Source organism: Streptomyces vinaceus (assembly GCF_008704935.1).
Lineage (GTDB): Bacteria > Actinomycetota > Actinomycetes > Streptomycetales > Streptomycetaceae > Streptomyces > Streptomyces vinaceus.
This window is the reverse complement of the sequence record NZ_CP023692.1, coordinates 4,707,274-4,724,640: the sequence shown is the minus strand read 5'-3', so window position 1 is coordinate 4,724,640 and position 17,367 is coordinate 4,707,274. Positions and strand designations below refer to the sequence as shown.

13 protein-coding genes and 2 tRNA genes are annotated in these 17,367 nt (G+C 73.0%); 2 read left to right on the top strand and 13 right to left on the bottom strand.

What is annotated here, in order from left to right:
• Positions 1-68 precede the first annotated feature (68 nt).
• The 4 genes from CP980_RS21325 to CP980_RS21310 form a co-directional block, all read right to left on the bottom strand.
• Positions 69-329 carry a DUF397 domain-containing protein gene (locus CP980_RS21325; protein WP_150528835.1) on the bottom strand — a complete coding sequence of 87 codons (261 nt, stop codon included), beginning with the start codon at positions 327-329 and terminating at the stop codon, positions 69-71.
• The gene (locus CP980_RS21320) at positions 289-1,137 is read right to left on the bottom strand and encodes a helix-turn-helix domain-containing protein (protein ID WP_150528834.1); all 849 of its coding nucleotides are present in this window, start codon (positions 1,135-1,137) and stop codon (positions 289-291) included. Before CP980_RS21320 ends, CP980_RS21325 begins: the two co-directional genes overlap by 41 nt.
• Before the next feature lie 168 nt (positions 1,138-1,305).
• Positions 1,306-3,006: a glycosyl hydrolase family 18 protein gene (locus CP980_RS21315; protein WP_123514251.1), complete on the bottom strand. Its 1,701-nt coding sequence runs from the start codon at positions 3,004-3,006 to the stop codon at positions 1,306-1,308.
• Between the two features lie 263 nt (positions 3,007-3,269).
• Positions 3,270-4,424, bottom strand: a complete 1,155-nt coding sequence (locus CP980_RS21310) for an LLM class flavin-dependent oxidoreductase (protein WP_132754970.1) — start codon at positions 4,422-4,424, stop codon at positions 3,270-3,272.
• Between the two features lie 229 nt (positions 4,425-4,653).
• Between CP980_RS21310 and CP980_RS21305 the strand changes: the two genes are divergently transcribed.
• A complete protein-coding gene (locus CP980_RS21305) occupies positions 4,654-5,412 on the top strand; it encodes an IclR family transcriptional regulator (protein WP_132754968.1) in 759 nt (252 codons plus the stop codon).
• A gap of 89 nt (positions 5,413-5,501) precedes the next feature.
• Here CP980_RS21305 and CP980_RS21300 read toward each other — a convergent pair.
• The 5 genes from CP980_RS21300 to CP980_RS21280 all read right to left on the bottom strand — a co-directional run bounded on the left by CP980_RS21300 (position 5,502) and on the right by CP980_RS21280 (position 12,881).
• Positions 5,502-5,575 (bottom strand) — tRNA-Lys (locus CP980_RS21300).
• Positions 5,576-5,671: 96 nt separating this feature from the next.
• Complete coding sequence (locus CP980_RS21295; protein WP_150528833.1) at positions 5,672-7,357, bottom strand: AMP-binding protein; 1,686 nt, start codon at positions 7,355-7,357, stop codon at positions 5,672-5,674.
• Positions 7,358-7,411: 54 nt separating this feature from the next.
• On the bottom strand, positions 7,412-8,005 hold the full coding sequence (locus CP980_RS21290; protein ID WP_150530308.1) for a lytic polysaccharide monooxygenase auxiliary activity family 9 protein: 594 nt from the start codon (positions 8,003-8,005) through the stop codon (positions 7,412-7,414).
• 209 nt (positions 8,006-8,214) lie between these two features.
• The gene (locus CP980_RS35945; RefSeq protein ID WP_268257419.1) at positions 8,215-11,292 is read right to left on the bottom strand and encodes an SPFH domain-containing protein; all 3,078 of its coding nucleotides are present in this window, start codon (positions 11,290-11,292) and stop codon (positions 8,215-8,217) included.
• An 11-nt stretch (positions 11,293-11,303) separates the two neighbouring features.
• A complete protein-coding gene (locus CP980_RS21280; protein ID WP_189998575.1) occupies positions 11,304-12,881 on the bottom strand; it encodes a peptidoglycan-binding protein in 1,578 nt (525 codons plus the stop codon).
• Positions 12,882-13,130: 249 nt separating this feature from the next.
• On the opposite strand from CP980_RS21280, the gene CP980_RS21275 reads away from it, so the two are divergent.
• A tRNA-Lys gene (locus CP980_RS21275) sits at positions 13,131-13,204 on the top strand.
• Positions 13,205-13,326: 122 nt separating this feature from the next.
• Here CP980_RS21275 and CP980_RS21270 read toward each other — a convergent pair.
• From CP980_RS21270 to CP980_RS21255, 4 genes are all read right to left on the bottom strand, one after another.
• The gene (locus CP980_RS21270) at positions 13,327-14,001 is read right to left on the bottom strand and encodes a class F sortase (protein ID WP_150528832.1); all 675 of its coding nucleotides are present in this window, start codon (positions 13,999-14,001) and stop codon (positions 13,327-13,329) included.
• A gap of 10 nt (positions 14,002-14,011) precedes the next feature.
• Positions 14,012-14,704, bottom strand: coding sequence for a hypothetical protein (locus CP980_RS21265; RefSeq protein WP_150528831.1), 693 nt, complete (start codon positions 14,702-14,704; stop codon positions 14,012-14,014).
• A 79-nt stretch (positions 14,705-14,783) separates the two neighbouring features.
• Complete coding sequence (locus tag CP980_RS21260; RefSeq protein ID WP_099892103.1) at positions 14,784-15,563, bottom strand: HAD-IIA family hydrolase; 780 nt, start codon at positions 15,561-15,563, stop codon at positions 14,784-14,786.
• 144 nt (positions 15,564-15,707) lie between these two features.
• Entirely contained in the window at positions 15,708-17,246 is a 1,539-nt protein-coding gene (locus CP980_RS21255; RefSeq protein WP_167535863.1) for an alkaline phosphatase family protein, read from the bottom strand.
• Positions 17,247-17,367 lie beyond the last annotated feature (121 nt).

Here is a 17,367-nt window from a genome sequence, read left to right as displayed (position 1 = left end):
CCCCGCCCTTCCTCCGTTCCTCCCCCAGCTACCGCTGGGAGGTGCCCCCAGGGCTCCGCCCGGACCCCTCAGAGGCTGCGCACGAAGGCGGTGAACGCCTCCGGGGCCACCGTGAAGGCGGGGCCTTCGGGGTTCTTGGAGTCCCGGACGGCGACACCGCAGGGCTGGGTGGCGACCTCGACGCACTCACCGCCGGTGGGGCCACTGTACGAGGCCTTGCGCCAGGCGGCGGCGCCGAGGGGGGCGCACTCGACGCAGTCGCCGCCATTGGTACCGCTGTAGGACGACTTACGCCACTGCACGCTCAACAGGTCCACACGGGTCCCCATAGCGTTCCTCCATTACGCGTGCGATCAGAAGGGCCGATTCCTCCGGCGGGAGGGCCGCGGCTTGCAGCCGAGCGTATCCGACCGAACGTTCCCTGATCACTTGCGGATTGGCCGTCATATGGCCCGAGTCATAGCTCTCCGCGTAGAAGAGATCAGGGTCGCCGTCGAAACGGAGGAGGTTGAACGACCCCATCATCCCGCTGTGTTCGCCGGTCGAGAAGGGGAGCACCTGGATCTGGATCCAAGGCCGACCGACGAAGCTCAGCAGATGGGCCAATTGCTCCCGCATGACCTCGCTGCCGCCGACGTTGCGATGAGGCTCCGCCTCGTCCAGCACCACCAGGAGCACCGGCGGCACCTCCCGAGCGAGTATGCGCTGCCGTTCCAAGCGCGCCGCCACGATCCCGTCGACCCTGTCCGGATTCTCCACGGCCAGCAGCGCCTTCGCGTACGCCTCCGTCTGGAGCAGCCCGTAGACCAACTGCGACTGGAACGTGGAGATGTACGTCGCCCGGGCTTCCATCTCCGCGTACGGCTGGAACCACGTCGGCAATACGCTCCGCAGGACCAGGCCCACCAGGCGGGAGAAGTGGCCGTCGGTGCCGAGCGCCGCGTCCACCCGCTCCGAGAAGTCCCGGGTCGGGACCCGTTTCGTCGTTTCGATCTGGCCGATCAGTGAGCCGGTGCAGTAGACGATCCCGCCCAGCGCCGCCTGTTTCAGATTGGCGGCCTCTCTCAGCCGGCGCAGTTCGTAGCCGTAGTAGTCCAGCGGCGAGGCGCTGGGGTCGAGGTCGCGGGCCAGGACCAAGGGACGGTCACCCCCATCGAGACGCGGGTCGGATTCACCTGTGGCCGAGCGTAGCGAGACCACCACGCAGCGGTGTCCGGAATCCGGCAACCATGTGACACACCTCCGCCCCGCACCGGGGGAACCGGGTGCGGGGCGGGGTGTCGCTCGGCGCGGGGTGGGGGGAGATCAGCAGGCGCCGAGGTCCTTCCAGACACCCCACTCACCCGTGGTGCCCGGGGTCTCGTTCTGCGTCCACCACTGGGCCTTGTACTTGCGGCCGTTGTAGGAGACCTCCTGGCCACCGGTGTAGACCGTGCCCGCGACGTACGCCGGGGTCGAGCCGCAGCCCGTGGTCGGCGGGGTGGTCGGCGGCGTCGTGGGCGGGGTGGTCGGCGGGGTCGTCGGAGGCGTGGTGGGCGGAGTGGTCGGGGGCTGCGTGGTGCCGCCGAGGGCGTCCGAGATCTGGTTCAGCAGCGTGGTGTTGTTGTCCAGGCCGAGCAGGGAGTACATCATCGCTCCGGCCAGACCGCGCTGCTTGCCGTAGTCGACCCGGGCCTGGATGGACTTCTGGTTCAGGCCGGTGAAGAACTCGCCGTCCTTGTAGAAGTACGAGGCCTTGGCCTGGTCGTCCCAGAAGGTGGCCGACGGGTTGTCGACGATCCCGCCGAGCTCCTTGTAGTTGGCGATGCCGGCCTGCTGGCTGGTGGGCCGGGCGCCGGAAGCACCGGTCGCGGGCTGGGCGAGGCCGCCCGCCGTCCCGGCGGGGACGCCCTTCCAGCCGCGGTAGTAGAACTCGTAGCCCAGCGTCAGCTTGTTGGCCGGGAAGCCGCCGGCGATGCCGTAGGCCGGCTTGCCGTCGATCCAGGAGTCGATGGCGTTGTCGATGCTGTACTTCTCGGTGCCCGGGGCGATCGGGTCGGTCGGGTCGTTGGTGCCGGAGTACAGCGGGGACTGGTGGTACGTCGGCCCGTCGCCGTCCCAGGCGCCGTGCATGTCGTACGTCATGATGTTCGCGTAGTCGAGGTACGCGCCGATCTTGTCCGTCTCGATGTACTTGATCTTGTCCTGGCCGGCCGGGAGGGCCGAGGTCAGCAGGTACTTCTTGCCGCCGTTGGCCGCGCCGTACGCGTCGAGCTGCTCGCGGAACTCCTTGAGCAGGAGCGTGAAGTTCTGCTTGTCCTCGGGGGCGTAGTGGTTGCCCAGGTGGCCGCCGGAGGAGCCGGGGTACTCCCAGTCGATGTCGATGCCGTCGAAGATGCCGGCCGCGCTGCCGGGGCCGCCGTAACCGCCCTCGACCGGCAGGTTGCCCTTGATGTACTGGTCGATGCAGGAGGAGACAAGCTTCTTGCGGGAGGCGTCGGTCTTGGCCGCGTCGCTGAAGTACTTCGAGTACGTCCAGCCGCCGATCGAGATGTTGATCTTCAGGTTCGGGTACTTGGCCTTCAGCTGCTTGAACTGGTTGAAGACGCCGACGATCGGCTGGTCCCACTTGTCGGCGACCCCGCTGACGCTGTCCGCGGCGCTGAAGGACTTCTGGTAGTCGGCGTACGAGTCGCCCGCGCCGTCACCGGCGTTGGGGTTGTTGTCGTCGCCCGCCGCCTTGTTCGCCTCGAAACAGGTGAGGTTGGTGGGGTGGATGTTGCCGAACGAGTAGTTGATGACGTCCAGCTTGCCCGCTATGCCGCGGGTGTCGAGGTGCTTGGGGTAGAAGGCGTTCCCGTACACGCTCCACTGGTCGTAGTACGCGATCTTGACGTTGCCGCCTGCGCCCGCGGCGACGGCCGAGTCGGCGGCCTGCGCGGTGCCGAGCCCCGCGAAGCCAGCCAGCGCTCCGGCTGCCAGCGCGGCCGTGGCGGCGGCCGCGATGAGGGGTTTACGGATGTGCATGAACTGCCTCCGGGGGGTGGGAGGGGGAAGCGAGTGGTTCGGGTGGGAGAAGTGATAGCGATCACCCGAGGTCCGCGTCAATGGTTTGGACCAAAGAAGGACTAGACCACTCGCCGCGCAAACGCCCTTGTCAGAGCCTTGCGGGCAGAGAAAAAACCGCCCGCCACCCCGGGTGACGAGCGGTTTAAGGGTGCCTTAGGACACCCTCCCGCAAGGTTTCGGCAACAAACCAGCCGAACTCCGTTCGCGCGCGTTCCATCAGCTCACGGGGCTACCACCGGCATCCCGTACGCGTCCGCGACGAGTTCGTACGAGCGCAGCCGGGCCGCGCCGCCATGGGCGTTGGCGGTCAGCATCAGCTCGTCGGCACCCGTGCGCTTGGCCAGGTCGTCGAGCCCGGTGCGGACCTCTTCGGGCGTGCCGTGGACCACGTTCGCGAGCCAGCCGTCCACGAACTCCCGCTCCAGCGGGGAGAACGCGTACGCCGCCGCCTCCTCGGGCGTCGGGATCAGCCCGGGCCGGCCGCTGCGCAGCCGCAGCATCGACAGGGCGCCGGTGAGCACCTGGGCGCGGGCCTGCGCGTCGGTGTCGGCGGCGAGCGCCGAGACCCCGATCACGGCGTACGGGGCGTCCAGCACGGCCGAGGGGCGGAAGGTCTGGCGGTAGAGGTCGAGCGCGGGCAGGGTGCCGGCCGCCGAGAAATGGTGGGCGTACGCGAACGGCAGGCCGAGCTCGGCGGCGAGGCGGGCGCTGAACCCGGAGGAGCCGAGCAGCCACAGCGGCGGCCGCCCGGCGGGGCCCTGCACGGGACCCGGCACCGCGTGGACGCGGGCGTACGGGTGCCCGTCGGGGAAGTCGTCGTCGAGGAAGCGGGTGAGCTCCACGAGCTGCCGGGGGAACTCCTCGGCGGCCTCGTCGAGGCGGCCGGGTCCGCGCAGGGCGGCGGCCGTGCGGCCGTCGGTGCCGGGGGCGCGGCCGAGCCCGAGGTCGACGCGGCCCGGGGCGAGCGCCTCCAGGGTGCCGAACTGCTCCGCGATGGCGAGCGGCGCGTGGTTGGGCAGCATGACCCCGCCCGAGCCGAGCCGGATGCGGGAGGTGTGCGCGGCGAGGTGGGCCAGGATCACCGCCGGGGAGGAGCTGGCCACCCCGGGCATCGAGTGGTGCTCGGCGACCCAGTGGCGGTGGTAGCCGCGGGACTCGGCGAGGCGGGCGATGGCCACGCTCGTGCGCAGGGAGTCGTGGGCGGTGCTGCCGCTGCCGACCGTGACGAGGTCGAGCACCGAGAGCGGCACCGGCGCGTCACCGCGTATGACACCCCGGATCGGATCCGCTTGGGCCCCGCGGGCTCCGCGATCTTCGCGGCCGCCCGCGTCCGCACCCCGACCCGCGTCCCGACCCGCGTCCCCGGTGTCACTCATAGTCGCTCCCGCCTCGCTTCGCCGTCCGTACGAAGAACTCGAACCATCGGTGGCGCGCGGGCATTCCCGGCATCCCCGGACAGCGGGCGTGACCTTGGCATATGCCAATGGTGCAGGCGCAGGCAGGGGGGCGCGAATGAGCCATCAATCTCCTCAACAGGCGCTCCACGTGGGCCTCTTGATGGCTATCGTGGTAAGGCAAGCGGTAACAACCTGCTAGGGGGAAACCGTGGCGCTGAAGCCCGAGCCGACCGCGCCGTTCCACTCGGTGCAGTACGCCCTGCGCGTACTCGAAACGATCGCCCGCCATACCGGCGGCGTGACCGACGTACAGATCGCGCGCGAGACCGGCCTGCCCGCGGCCCACCTCGCACCCATGCTCCTCATGCTGCGCCGCGAGGGGTACGTGCTCCAGGTGTCGGACGGCGCCTACGCCATAGGCGACTCGCTCGTCCTCCTCGGTTCCGGGGTGGACAGGCAGCAGGCCCTCCAGAACAAGCTCCAGGACACCCTGGACCGGCTGCGCGACTCGGTGGGCGCGGCGGTCTACATCAGCCGGTACGTGGACGGCGAGGTGAAGATCACCCAGTTCGCGGACAGCCCGCGCACCCCGAAGGTGCACGAGTGGGTCGACTTCCGCTCGGCGGCGCACGCCAGCGCGGTCGGCAAGTGCCTGCTGACGCAGCTCGACCAGAACGGGCGGCGCGACCACCTCTCGCGACACAAGATCGCCCGGCTCACGTCGAAGACGATCGTGAACGAGCGGATCCTCTTCTCCAAGCTGGACGCGCAGCCGGCCACGGTTCCGGTGCTGGACCTCCAGGAGTACGCGGTGGGTACCGTCTGCGCCGCGGTGCCGATCACGGCCGGGGCCTCGGTGGGCTGCCTGGCCCTGTCGATGCCGGTCGAGCACGCGCACCGGCTGCGGGCCGCGGCGGAGGAGCTGAACCGGAAGGCCGCGCCCCTGCTGCTGTCGCTCACGCTCTGAGCCGCCGGGGGCCCGAGCCGCCGGGCGGGACGAGTACGGAAAACACTTCGGGCGGTTCCCGGTGAACCGGGAACCGCCCGAAGTACAGGTGCGCCGCCAGGGACTCGAACCCCGGACCCGCTGATTAAGAGTCAGCTGCTCTAACCAACTGAGCTAGCGGCGCCTGACAGAGAAAATACTACCTGCTCCTCAGGGGTGCTCAAAACCAGTACCCGCGTACGCCGGGATCAGGGTCGGCGCGCGGGTCGGCGCGCGCGGGTCAGCGCTCCAGGAGCTCGGCGCGGCCGTGCGCCTCGTACGCCGCCAGCAGGGCGGCGAGGTCCTCCGGTTCCAGGGGCCGGTAGCCGGAGCCGCCCGGCGGGGACCACCACACCGGGTCCGGGCAGCGGAATCCGGAACGGCGCAGCGCGGCCCGGTGGATCTTGTTGGTCGCCGTCACCGGCATGGACTCCACGATCCGCACGTAGCGCGGGGACATCTTCGTGCCCAGGTCCGGCTGGGCGGCCAGGAACGCCGAGAAGGCCTCCGGCGAGAACCGCTCCCCCTCCTCCAGGGCGAGTGCCGCCATCACCTGGTCGCCGGCGACCTCGTCCGGCACCGCGTACACGGCGACCGCGACGGCCGCCGGCCAGCGCGCCAGGATGTTCTCGATCACCGCCGCCGCGAGGTTCTCGCTGTCGACGCGCAGCCGGTCGTCCGTACGGCCCGCGAAGTAGAGGAACCCGTCGGCGTCGCGGAAGAAGAGGTCGCCCGTCCAGTACCAGCCGTCGCGGGTCCGGGCGGCCTGCGCCTCGGGGTTGCGCCAGTAGCCCTCGAACAGGCTCCGGCCGCGGTTGACCAGCTCGCCGATGGCCGCGGAGCCGTTGAGGAGGCGGCCCCGCGCGTCCAGCTCGGCGGGCGGGCACTCCGTACCCGTCTGCGGATCGATCACCGCCAGGTCGTCCCCGGCCCCGGCCCGGCCGAGGGCGCCCGGCGGGGTGTCCGGGGTGCGCTGGACGGAGGCGCCGCCCTCGGTGGCCCCGTACCCCTCCACCAGCCGGACCCCGAACCGCTCGGCGAAGCGGGCCGCGTCCACGGCCCCCGCCTCGGTGCCGAAGCCGAGGCGCAGGGAGTGCTCGCGGTCGTCGGGGCGGGGCTCGGTGGCCAGCAGGTACTGGACGGCCCGGCCGACGTAGGTGAAGTACGTCGCCCCGTACGCGCGGACGTCGTCCAGGAAACCGGAGGCGGAGAAGCGGGGGCGCAGGGCCACGGACGCGCCCCCGGCGAGGGCGGGCAGCCAGTCGGCGATGACGGCGTTGCCGTGGAAGAGCGGCATGCAGACGTAGTGGACGTCTTCGGCGGTGACCGAGAACTGCCGGACCAGCGAGTCCGCGGCGGCGGCCAGCCGGCCCTGGCTGCAGACGGCGGCCTTGGGGGCGCCGGTGGAGCCCGAGGTGAAGTAGAGGAGGAAGCGGGAGCCGGGGGCGGGGGCGGCGAGCACCGCCTCGCCCGGCTTCGCGCCCGCGTAGGGGGCGAGCAGGGCGGCGTACTCCTCGGAGTCGGTCACGAGGATGCGTACGCCGGGCAGGTCGAGGCCGCGCAGCAGCGGCAGGTGGGCGCGCTCGGTGACCAGGATCCGGCAGTCGGTGTGCAGGATGTCGCGCGCCAGCTCGGGACCGCGCCGGGTGGGGTTGATCCCGGCGACGGCGGCCCCGGCGAGGGCCGCCGCGCCGAGCCAGAAGGGGAACTCGGGTGTGTTGTCGAGCAGCACCCCGATGTGCGGTTCGGCGTCCCGGCCCGCCGGCATGAGGTCGACGAGCAGCGCGGCGCGCGCGGCGGCCTCCTGGGCGCACCGGTGGCGGCCGAGGACGGCGGTGTGCGTACTGCCGCCGTACATCAGCCCCGGCCGGTGGTCGCCCCATTGGCGCGCTATGAGCTCCGCCACGGTTCCGGGTGTCGTCCGCATGGAGCCGGAGGGTAGCTGACGCGACGTCAGAAATGAACGGGCCCGGCCCGCGGGTCAGAACTGGACGTCGGAGCAGGCGTAGAAGGCCATGGGGGTGTCGTTGACGGTCCAGACGGCGAGGATCATGTGCCGGCCGGTCTTCCCGCTCGGCATGGTGCCCTGGTGGACGGTGGTCATGGCGGGCCGGGCGCCGTTGTAGGCGACGGTGAGGAAGGGCTGGGATTCGAGGGCGGCGCGGGTGAGGGGCTTGGTGGGGTCCCAGCCGTTCTTGGTGACGTAGTACTTGAAGTCGGTGGTGGAGTGGTTGGCGGTGAACTGCCACCGGAAGGCGTAGCTCTGCCCGCTGGTCACCTTGGTGGTGGGCCAGGCGCCGCCGCGCGGGTCGTCGAGCTGCGCGAACTCGCTGTGCCCGCCGGAACATATCTGGCCGTCGGCCGGACCGGCGGCGGGGAAGCCCTTGTAGCCCTCGACGCTCTGCGGCTCCCACTGGATCGGGCCGCAGTCGGGGACGGTCTTGTTGGCGCAGAGCTTCTGGCGGCTGATGGGGGTGTCCGTGTAGCCGTGGCTGTTCGCGGTGGGGGCGCTGAGCAGCGCCAGGCCGGCGATGACGCCGAGTCCGAGCGTGGCGGCGCCGGCTCGTCTGGGCATGCGGATGGAACGCATGATGCTCCTTGAACGTGGGGGGAGGTCCGATGAGAGCGTGCGCACGCGTGGGGATGTAGGTCTAGACCAAGTACCAGGCTATTGACGGGAGTTGGCCATGTCCAGACCAATGGGAGAACGGGTGGCCCGATGTATACCGGCCACCCGTTCTCCGTCAGCTGCGCTTGTTCCGGCTGTTGCGCCCCTCGGGCCTCTTACTCGGGGCGCCCCGTGTAGAAGGCGACGGTGAGGTCCTTCACGAGGGCCTTGCGCTCGTAGTCGTCGAGCTCGACGAGCCCGCGCGAGGTCAGCCGGTGGACGGTGTCGTCGACGGCGTCCACGACCGAGGTCAGCACCGTGTCCCGGTGCTTGGCGTCGATCGCCGCGACCCGGCGCCGCCGCATGGCCTCCGCGACCTCGGGGGCGTACTCGATGCGGGTCGGCTGCGCCGAGTACACCTCGATCCCGACCGCCTCGGTCTCGGTCGCCAGCATCCGGGTCAGCGCGTCGCCGACGGCTTCGGAGTCGCGCAGGGTGGGGGCGTCCTCGTGGAAGGCGTCGGCGGGCAGCTGGGACAGGACCCTGGCCATGGCCGATTCGACCTGCTCGGCGAGGTATTCGGTGTGGTCCTCGACGGCGAGGGTGGCCCGGGCCGTGTCCTTGACCTGCCAGACGACCTGGACGACCACCCGCAGGGCCAGCCCGCCGGAGTCCACGGCGGGCATGGGCTCGCTGCGCCAGTGGCGCAGCCGGACGTCGACGCGGCGGCGCAGCAGGAGGGGGCTGACCCAGGTGAGGCCGGTACGGCGGACGGTGCCGCGGTAGCGGCCGAAGAGGGTGAGCACCCAGGCGTGGCCGGCCTTGGCGCGGCCGAGTCCGCCGAGCGCGAGCAGCGCGACGATGCCGAGGAAGGCGAGCGGGGGCCAGTGAGTGGCCTGGAGCCCCTGGTAGGCGCGGGGGGTCGCGCCGAAGGCGGCCACGAAGGCGGCGGGGACGGCCCCGGCCCGCCAGAGCACCGCCAGGCAGCCGGTGAGCGCGAGGGCGCCGACGCCGACGCCGACCCAGCCGGGCAGCACGGGCCCGCGGTGCTCCCGCAGCCGCTCGTCCCCGCGCGGCACCCGCCGCCCGGGCTCGGCCCGTACGGGGCGGGGGCGCGCGGCGGGGGTGGGGGTGGCGGCGGGGGCGGCCTGGGTGGTGGTGGCCGGCCAGGCGCCCCGGCCGGCGGCCGGGCGGGAGTCCGCGGGGAACGGCAGGTGCGCGGGCACCTCGGCCGCCGTGGCACCGCGCCCCGGCGCGACCTGCGGCAGGCCCTGCATATCCCCGTCCCCTTCCCCCATCCCCCGCGCCACGGCCCGCGCCGCGATGTCCCTCGGGGACTCGGCCCCGGCTCCGATCGCGGAGGGGGCGTGCGGGGCCGGCGCCCCGGGCGGCCAGGGCTCGCCGTACCGCTGCGCGGGGTGGCCCGCGTCGCCCCCGGCAACGGGCCGGACCTGCCCGATCCGGGCCCCGGCCCGCGGCCCGGCGTCGTCGTAGGGGCTCGCGGACCCGCCCACCCCCGGCTCGGTGTGCGGGCCCCTCGGCCCGGCTTCGGCAGCGACCGCGGCTCCGGATCCTCCCTGCCCCCCGGCGTCCCCCTGCGGACCACGCTGCCCTGCATCGGCCGCAGCCCCTGCTAGGGCCTGCGGCTGCGGGACGCACGGAACCTCCCGCGCGGACCCGGCCGCCTGGCCGTCCCCGGCGGGCGACTGCGTACCGCCGGACTCCGCCCCGGCGTACGGCTGCGGCGCCCGGGACCCGGCGTCGCCGTCAGCGTCAGCCTGCGGCTGCGGGACATACGGAACCTGCCGCGCGGGCTCGGACCCGGGCCGGTCGTCCCCGGCGGGGGGCTGCGGGGTGCGGGGCGCGGCTTCCGCGTCGGTTCCGGCCCCGGCCTGCGGCTGCGGGACGTACGGGACCTCCCGCGCAGGCTCGGACCCGGATCCGGCCTGGACCTCCCGGGCTCCGGCCTCGGCGGGCGAACGCAAGGCGCCGGGGCCGGTCTCGGTCGGGTGCTGCGTGTCGGGGCCTGCCGGGGGTGCGGATTCGGCGCGCAGGCGCAGGGTGGGCACCCCGGAGGAGTGCGGGTGCGCCGGGGCCGGTACGGAGCCCAGGTGTTCGGGCTCGTGGCCGTACGGGCTCCCGCCCGACTCGGCGCGTTCGCCCGCACCGGCCAGCGCGTGCACCGGCTCGGGCTCGACCCGGCTCCGGGCCGGCGGGACCTCGCTCCAGGTTGCCTCCGCCGCCGGCCGCCCGTGCGGCAGGGCGACCGTCCCGGCCGGAACCGACTGCCCGGCGTCCGCCCCCGGCGCCGCGGCCTCCGGACCGCCGACCACCGTTCCGAGCGCCCGGACCGGAGCCTCGGCCCCCGAACCGGACTGACCTGCTCGCGCGGTCCCGGTCGCGGCCGAAGACTCGAAGGATCCCGGAGGCACAGCCGCCGCCACCGGCGGGGCCGAGTGCGGCGCCGGAATCACGGCAGCGCCGGCCTCCGCCGCATGTCCGGGCTCCGCCCCGGGCGTCGACAGCCCGGCCGCAGATTCCGCGGCCGACCCGCTCGGCGCCACGCACGGGAGCACGCTCGCGGCCGAAGCCTCGGCCGCGAGCCCGGGCTCCGCCCCGAGCGGGGACGGTACCTCCGGAGCCCCGGCCGCAGGCTCAAGCTCCGACCCGGTCGGGGCCACGGACGCGAGGCCGGCCCCTGCCCCAGGCTGCGACAGCCCGCCCGAAGCACCAACCGCAGATGCCGCCGCCCCGCTCGGGGCCGCGGACTGGGCCTCGGCCGCGAGGCCGGGCTCCGCCCCGGCCAGGGACAACCCGCCCGCGGCCCGGGCCGCAGGCTCAGGCGCCGTCCCGGTCCCGGCCACGGCTGCCCGGCCGAACTCCGACCTGGTCCGGGCCACAGGTGGAACCGTGCTCGCGGCCCGGGCTTCGGCCCCGAGGGCGGGCTCCGCCGCGAGCGGGGTCACCCGGTCCGGCGCCGCCTCCGCCCTGGTCCCGTACGGGAGCTGGGCATTGACCCCGGCCAGGGGCTCGTGCCCGGGCTGAGCCGCACCGACGGCCGACTGCGGCACAGGAGCCGCCCAGGCCGTGGGCGGGAACGGGGTGCCGCTCGCGGCCGGAGGGGGCGGGGTGGTCGGCCGGGAGGTGAGGGCCGGGGCGTACAGGTCGCCCGTGGCCCGGACCGCCGCGGCCTGCGGGGGCGCCGGCGGGATGCGGAAGGTGCCGGTCGTCGAGGTGGTGCGCGTGGGGTACATCGTTGCCTCCGTCATGCGAACAGCCGGCGCCAGGTTTCCGGGCCCGGGTAGCCGTCGGCCTCGGCCCCGCGCCAGCCCTGGGCGCGCTGGAAGGCCTCGACACTGCGACGGTCGGCCTCGCTCCAGCGGGGCCCCGGGCCGGACGTGTAGTTCTTGCCGAAGCCCTTCTTCACCAGTTGGCGGCCAAGGGCGGTGATGAACGGGTTCGAGGACCCGGGACGGAACACCGACAGTCCCGGATAGCCCGGCAACCCGGTCTGCCTGCCGGGCGTCCCGGCGGCGGCCGGCACCCCGACATGGCCCGGCTTCCCCGGCATACCCGGGACCCCCGGCCTGCCCGCCGCTCCGGGCCTGCCCGCCGTACCCGGCTTCCCCGGCCTGCCCGCGGTGCTCGGTCTGCCCGCCGTACCCGGCTTCCCCGGCGTACCCGGGACCCCCGGCTTGGCTGCCCCGCCCGGGCCGCCCGCCGTGCCCGGGGTACCCCCCGGGCTCGGGCGCGGTGGGGAGCCCGGGGCGCCGTCGACCGTGGGGCGGATGTCCTTGCCCTTGTGCTCCACCAGCAGCTGCCAGGTGTGCGCGCCCGGAATGCCGTCGGCGTCGGCGCCCGTCCAGCCCTGCGCGCTCTGGAAGGCCTGCGTGGCCAGCCGGTCGGCGTCGCTCCACGCCGTGTTCGCGCCCTTGGGGTAGAAGCGCCGCCCGCCCCGCTCGATCAGCATCCGGCCCAGCTGCGCGACGTGCTCGTTGTTCGCGCCCGGCCCGAACTGCGTGGCTCCGGGGAAGACCGTCGGGACCGCCGGCTTCGGGTCGGTCGCCGCCGGGTCCTCGGCGAGGCCGCCCGTCACCCCGTTGAACCGGTACGGCACGTACTTCGTCGCGTTGTTCCAGTAGCCGTACGGCGTCGCGCCCTTCCGCGTGGTCGGCCGGGTCTGCTCGTACGCGACGTAGTGCGTGCGCGTCTCGTCGACCCATCCCCCGAAGAGCACGACGTGGGAGCCGTTCGTCGGGTCCGACGGGTTGTGGAAGAGCAGCATGTCCCCCGGCAGCAGCTCCTCCTTCGTGATCTTGGTGGCGAATTTGTCGAGGCTGCCGGTCCACTCGTTCGTACCAAGGTTCCAGGCCATCGAGACGTAGCCGGAGCAGTCCTGCCGGTAACCGTCGGACCAGTACGTGGACATGCTGTACGGGACCTTCGCGTCCAGCCACACCTTCGCCCGCGTGATGATCGACGTCCGGTCGATCCGCTTGACGGCCGACGGCGCCCCCGGCGCGCCCGCCGGCTTCGCCGGGGCCGGGCGTCCGTGCAGCGGGGACCGGCCGCCCTGCGGGGAGCCACCGGGGGTGTCGAGGGAGACCGGCCCCGGGCCGGGGACCGGGGTGGCCGCCGCCAGTGCCGCGGAGCCGCCTCCGCCCAGGACCACGCCCGCGGCGGTGGCCAGTACCAGCGCCCGGCGGGCCCCGCGCGCGGCCGGGTGGCCGCCGTCCCGGAGCGGTATGGCCCGCGCGCGGGCGAGGGCGCGGCGGCGCTGCGCGCACCCCAGGCAGGGGCAGTCGCCCGCGGGCTCGTACTCCTCGAAGGCGGCCATCGGCATAGGCATCGCTGCCGGCATCGTCGGTGCAGGCATCGGCACATGCATCGGAGGCTGGATCGTCATGCGGTTCCGTCCACTCCCCTGCTCGTCGCTGGTCAGGCGGGCCCCGCATCTGTCGGGGCATCAGATTCGGCTCGGCCCAGACATATCGTGCACGATAAACCCCCCAAACATGGGTTAATCGGACAAGGCGGGCGCGGCTGGTCACGAGCACCGCTGGAGGTGGGGTAGAGTTTTCTCTGTCAGCAGGCGCCGCTAGCTCAGTTGGTTAGAGCAGCTGACTCTTAATCAGCGGGTCCGGGGTTCGAGTCCCTGGCGGCGCACAGACGAGAAGAAGGCCCCCGCAGCGAGAGCTGCGGGGGCCTTCTTCGTCGTGCCGCTCGATCCGGTTCGCGTCCGGTTCGCGTCCGGATGGCGTCCGGCTCGCATCCGGTTGGCGTCCGGCTCACGCCGGGACGCCGGGCCGGGCCCCTCCCGTCAGGTAGGCCGATACGACCACGTTCGCCGTGTACTCCTTGGCCGCCTTGTCGTACGTGCCCCCGCAGGTCACCAGCCGCAGCTCCGCCCGCCCCTTGATCCGCTGGCCGTACGCCCGGTGCGCGTCGAAGCGCGCCCGCTCGTAGACCCGTACCTCCTCGATCGTGAACTCGGCGACCGACCCGTCCATCCGGACCACCCGTACGGTGTCGCCCGGCTTGGCCGTACTCAGGCCGTAGAACACCGCCGGCTTCGACGCCGTGTCCACGTGCCCGACCAGCAGCGCCGTCCCGGCCTCGCCCGGCTTGGCCCCGCCGCCCCACCAGCCCACCGTGCCCGGGCTCTCGTACGGGGGCGGCTGGATCGCACCCTGCGCGTCGAGGCCGCGCGAGACCACCGGCGCCTGGATGCCCATCGACGGTACGTCGATCCGCGCCGGCACCGACGCCGCCAGCGGGGCGTGCGCGGCGGGCAGCCCCGGGACCGGGAGCGCCGACCCGCCGGCCGGCCCCGACGACGCGCTCGGCGGGACCCCGGTGATCTCCCGGCCCCACAGCCACAGGCCGAGCACCAGCACGGACCACGCGGCGAAGGTCAGCAGCCGCCCGCCGCCCGAGGACCTCGGCTCCCCCGGGCCCGTCACCGCCGCGCCCTCACTCGCCGCTGCGGCGCCGGCGCAGGGTCAGCGCCCGGAAGGCGACGGCCAGGGTGGCCGCGGCGGCGAGCACGGCGCCGATCACCGTGTGCGGGAGGCCGGGGCCCTCGCCGCCGTGGCTCTTCTTCGCCGCCGCGGCCTGGTCCTGCGCCTGGGCCGCGGCCTGGTCGCGGGCCGCCTGCGCCGCCCGTACCGCCCGGTCCGTGGCCGCGAGCTCGGCGGACATCCCGCCGCCGCCCGCGTGGACGGGCCAGACGGGCGTCTGGTGCGGGTTCGGCCGGTCGCGCTCCTGCTCCCGCTCCTTCTCGCGGTCGTCGCGGCGGCGGACCACCTCGACCGTGCCGCGGATCCGGTCCTCGCCCCCGTCGCACTTCACCTGGACGGGGTGCCAGCCGGGCTGGGCGTGCGAGCTGATCATCGCGTCACCCCAGAGCGACTTGTCCCCGTCGCGGCCGGAGGACAAGTGGACCTCCGACACGAAGACGGCGGACTTGGCCGTCGCCCATTTGTCCTCACAGCCGTGGACGCGCAGCTTGACCTGCGCCCCCGGTTCGGCCTGGCGCGGATCGACCGAGACGCTGCCGCTTTTCTCCTCGCCGGCCGCCAGGGCGGTGGGCGAGGACACGGCGGTGAGCGCCGTCAGGGCGACGGCCACCCCGGTGACACGGAGAGCGATCAGAGCACTGCGCATGGTGAACCTCCTCATCAAGGAGGTTCACGTGCGGGGCGGCGCTCCGCATCCGGAGCGCCGCGCGCTTGACCCGTTCGGATCAGACGAGATCGACCAGGTCGGCGATCGAGTTGACGGTCTTGGTCGGCCGGTACGGGAACTTCTCGGTGTCCTCGGCGGAGGTCAGTCCGGTGAGCACGAGGAAGGTCTGCATCCCGGCCTCCAGCCCGGCCAGGACGTCGGTGTCCATCCGGTCGCCGATCATCGCGCTGCTCTCGGAGTGCGCGCCGATGGCGTTCAGGCCGGTCCGCATCATCAGCGGGTTCGGCTTGCCGGCGAAGTACGGCTGCTTGCCGGTCGCCTTGGTGATCAGCGCGGCGACGGCGCCGGTGGCGGGCAGCGGGCCCTCGGTGGAGGGGCCGGTCTCGTCGGGGTTGGTGCAGATGAAACGGGCGCCGGCGTTGATCAGGCGGACCGCCTTGGTCATCGCCTCGAAGCTGTACGTGCGGGTCTCGCCGAGGACCACGTAGTCGGGCTCGTGGTCGGTCAGGATGTAGCCGATGTCGTGCAGGGCGGTCGTGAGTCCGGCCTCGCCGATGACGTACGCGGTACCGCCGGGGCGCTGGTCGTCGAGGAACTTGGCGGTGGCGAGCGCCGAGGTCCAGATGTTCTCGACGGGGACGTGGAGGCCCATGCGCGAGAGGCGGGCCTGGAGGTCGCGCGGGGTGTAGATGGAGTTGTTGGTCAGGACCAGGAAGGGCTTGCCGGAGTCGCGCAGCCGCTTGATGAAGACATCGGCGCCGGGGATCGGGGTTCCCTCGTGGATGAGGACCCCGTCCATGTCGGTGAGCCAGGATTCGATCGGCTTGCGCTCTGCCACGGGACTGTTCTCCGCTCTCGGTGGCCGTACCTCTGACCTGTGACCGCTGACCTTTGGCCTGTGGTCTCTACCACCCTATCGGGGCCGGGCTGCGGGCGCCGTAAGCGTCCACAGCCCGGACCCCGGACCGGTTTGCGTGGTGGATCAGCCGAGCTTGACGTCGTCGACGGTCCAGTACCAGTTGTTGGTGCCGGCGTAGCGGAAGCGGACCTGGACGTCGGTGGCGCCGGCCGGGACCTGGAGGGCCAGGGACTCGGCCTTGGCGACCGCGTCGGCGGTGTAGCTCTTGACGACGGTCGGCGTGCCCCCGTTGTAGGAGACCAGGACCTGGGCGGTCTGGCCGGCCTCGTGGTGGTAATGGGTCTGGAAGGTCAGGTTCTTCACCGTGCCGCCCGTCACGGCCCACTTGGGGGTGATCAGGGTGGAGTCGTAGGAGCCGGTGTGGGACTTGTCGTCCCACTCGTCGGAGTCGGCGACGGCGAACACGTCACGGGAGCGGACGTTCAGCTCGCGCCACTGGTCGCGCTGGGACTGGCTCCAGAACTCGTCGGTCGCGAAGGCCCAGCCGGCCCACTCGGTGACACCGCCGGTGCCCATCTTGGAGTTGTCGACGGACCAGCCGGCCGGCGGGGTGTGCGTGAACCCCTTCACGCCCGCCGGGATGCCCGTCTCGTCCACCCGCGCCTGGAGGTTGGGGCGCAGGGTGTCGAACGGGTCGTTGTCGGGGGCGTTCAGCGGTACGCCGTCGATCGCCGGGCCGGGGTCGACGCCGACCTGGGCCATCGCGGTGGCCGCCACGTCGACGAGCTTGACGTCGCTCCGGACCGAACCGGCAGGGATGCCCGCGCCCTTGGCGATGACGAAGGTGCCGCGCTCCTGGAGGGTGGAGCCGCCGTGGCCGCCCGCGTCGGTGTGCCCGTGGTCGGTGGTGACCAGGATCTTCCAGTTCTCCTGGGCGTACGTGGGCCGGTTCTGGACGGCGGTGAGGAGCTGGCCGACCATCACGTCGACGCGGCCGATGGCGTCGAGGTACTGCTGGCTGGCGGCTCCGTACGAGTGCCCGGCGCCGTCGACCTGGCCGAAGTAGACGAACGCGGCGTCCGGGTTCTGGTCGCGCAGCTCGGCGGAGGCCGCGGCGGCGATCTTCGGGTCCTCGGTGCCGTAGCCGTCGCGGTCGCCCTTGAGGGAGAGGCGCTTGTCGACCTTGGCGGAGAAGACCGGGCCGCCCGCGTCGGTGGAGGTGAGGGGCTCCCAGTCGGCGGCCGCGTACGTGTTGAGCTGCGGCTTGGCGTTCTCGATGCGGGTCAGGAAGTCGGGGTGGGCGGTGTAGTTCTTGCCGGTGAAGGTGTTGTCCTTCACGCCGTGCTTGTCGGGCCAGACGCCGGTGGCGATGGTGGACCAGCCGGGGCCCGAGGAGGTGGCGGCCATCGGGTTGGCGTAGAGGGTGCTCTTCGCGGTGAGGCCCTGGGCCATCAGGCCTTGCAGGTGGGGGGCGTTGGCGGCCTTGACGCGGTCCAGGACCGTGCCGTCGATGCCGATGACGAGGACCTTGTCGGTGGTTGCCGCGGTTGCGGCGGCGTCGGCCGTCCCGGCGGTGGCGGTGTGGGCGCCGAGGGCGGTGGCGAGCAGGGCCGTGGCGGTGGCGGTCACGGCGAGGGCGCGTCCTGACAGGACAGTGGGCACGTACTCCTCCGGGAGTAATCGTGGGAAGGCGCAGGTGGGCGTGCGCGGGGTCCGGACCGAAGGTGCGGTCTTCGGTCCAGACCTGTTATGCAAGCGTCACTTTCCTGGTCGTGGGTGACCA

What these genes read in the sequence shown, in the direction of transcription:
- CP980_RS21290 (WP_150530308.1), bottom strand. Translation starts at nt 8,005, where the DNA reads ATGCCCAGACGAGCCGGCGCCGCCACGCTCGGACTCGGCGTCATCGCC.
- CP980_RS21295 (WP_150528833.1), bottom strand. Translation starts at nt 7,357, where the DNA reads ATGCGGACGACACCCGGAACCGTGGCGGAGCTCATAGCGCGCCAATGG.
- CP980_RS21315 (WP_123514251.1), bottom strand. Translation starts at nt 3,006, where the DNA reads ATGCACATCCGTAAACCCCTCATCGCGGCCGCCGCCACGGCCGCGCTG.
- CP980_RS21265 (WP_150528831.1), bottom strand. Translation starts at nt 14,704, where the DNA reads ATGCGCAGTGCTCTGATCGCTCTCCGTGTCACCGGGGTGGCCGTCGCC.
- CP980_RS21310 (WP_132754970.1), bottom strand. Translation starts at nt 4,424, where the DNA reads ATGAGTGACACCGGGGACGCGGGTCGGGACGCGGGTCGGGGTGCGGAC.
- CP980_RS21280 (WP_189998575.1), bottom strand. Translation starts at nt 12,881, where the DNA reads ATGCCGATGGCCGCCTTCGAGGAGTACGAGCCCGCGGGCGACTGCCCC.
- CP980_RS35945 (WP_268257419.1), bottom strand. Translation starts at nt 11,292, where the DNA reads ATGTACCCCACGCGCACCACCTCGACGACCGGCACCTTCCGCATCCCG.
- CP980_RS21325 (WP_150528835.1), bottom strand. Translation starts at nt 329, where the DNA reads ATGGGGACCCGTGTGGACCTGTTGAGCGTGCAGTGGCGTAAGTCGTCC.